Consider the following 1,620-nt stretch of genomic DNA (forward strand, 5'->3'; position numbering starts at 1 on the left):
TTCGATATGAAAGCACTTTTTATATCGCTATGCTTGATAGCATCATCTTTGGCCTCTTTGGCCTCAGCAAGCGCTTGAGTACGCTTTCGAACTTTCGCTTCAAGCTCAGTATTCAATCGTTTTACTTTTATCTCTGCATCTTTTTCTTTTGTTATATCTCTAATAATTAAAGCAAGCCCTATTAAGGTATTGTGTTCAGAAAAAACGGGGCTAACAGATATAGCGTAATGAAGCGTTGTTTCGCCAAGTTGTTCAGATAATTCATCTTTAATTTGTGATTTAGAGCTTTGAATATCAGTTACGTAGGTGTGGATGGGTAATTTTGATAGAAACTCAACATCTTTGGCTAGTTTCCCTAATGCTGTCACTTTAGAAATTGATAACAAACGCTCCGCTGTATTATTTATACTTGTTAACTCCCCCTCTAAATTTAACCCAACGATTGCATCGATAGACCCATCAACTATCGCAGACGCTTCTCTGCGGGCTTCTGCTAATAACTGACTTCTCGTCGCATTTCGATAAAACATGATTAATAGCGTAGAGGTTAAAGCTATAACTGCAACTAAAAAACTGTATGTAATAATTCGCTTCTCATTAATCAATGCCTCTATATGTTTATCAGGAACTAGAAGACCAAAGTTTATATACCCATACTTTTTACCTGGTCTTGTTTGTACCTTTTCCGAATGAACATAAAACTGTAATTCAGGGTTAAGTTTTGATGTTATTGTATAGAGGCCCTGATATTGAACTTTCTGACTATATACAGTATCCCACGTTGTGTCTGGGTTTAAATCTCTAGTAAATTGATATTCTTCTACAGGATGGTAAATAAAGTCACCTTCAGAACTGCTAATAATTAACTCTGAGTAATCGAACACTGTCTGTTTAAGATTATTTATGAGTGAATTCGCATTTACATTCATAATTAAAAATGCATAGCGCTTTCCTTTATCACTAAAGACAGGAATAGAAAAACGTAACATTGGCTGGTAGGGAAAAACCACTTCACCAAATTCTTTATTTAAAGTAAGTGGCGACATGTAAATTTGATTCGTTTCAAGCTGAGAGCTTGGTAAAAAATATGGCTCACCACTTTTAGCCTGCAATGAGTAATCAGGAACAGCCTCTACAGATGCGCCTACCCGTTGCACGCGTATTAACTCTTTACCCTCAGCCGTAACAGCAATAACACGGAGTTGCTCAACAGCAAGATTATTCTCCATAAAACCAATAAAGATAGTTTCTAAACGCTCTTTCCATTGGCTGTATGTAGTACCATCGTACGGATCAATTCCATCATTAAATTCAGCTCTTGGTAAACCAGATATGGGGGGAGTCGAGTATAAAAAGCGGAGATCCGATTTTGACTCAGCAATTGAACTAGTTACCATTTCTTTTAAGCGATCTTGAGTCTCAGTAAACTCTTGATCAATTGATCCTAAAACATCATTTTTAACGTGCCCTTCAAAAAAATAAACTGCAAATAATCCAAAAATGCAAAACACAAAGGAAACTATTGTTAAAAATACCTTCGAACCAACAAAACTTGCACCACCTTTATCATGAATATTCATACTATGTCCGTTCGATATTTGTTCTACACCACTTTAGCAA

At 36.1% G+C, this 1,620-nt stretch carries 1 protein-coding gene; it reads right to left on the reverse strand.

Going from position 1 to position 1,620, the window contains the following annotated elements; genetic code table 11:
* On the reverse strand, positions 1 to 1,580 hold a 1,580-nt coding region (locus L1D51_RS21350), incomplete at its 3' end, for a PAS domain-containing protein (protein ID WP_239964817.1).
* Between the last annotated feature and the right edge of the window lie 40 nt (positions 1,581 to 1,620).

Origin of the sequence: Pseudoalteromonas shioyasakiensis, assembly GCF_022398475.1 — a bacterium.
GTDB lineage: Bacteria > Pseudomonadota > Gammaproteobacteria > Enterobacterales > Alteromonadaceae > Pseudoalteromonas.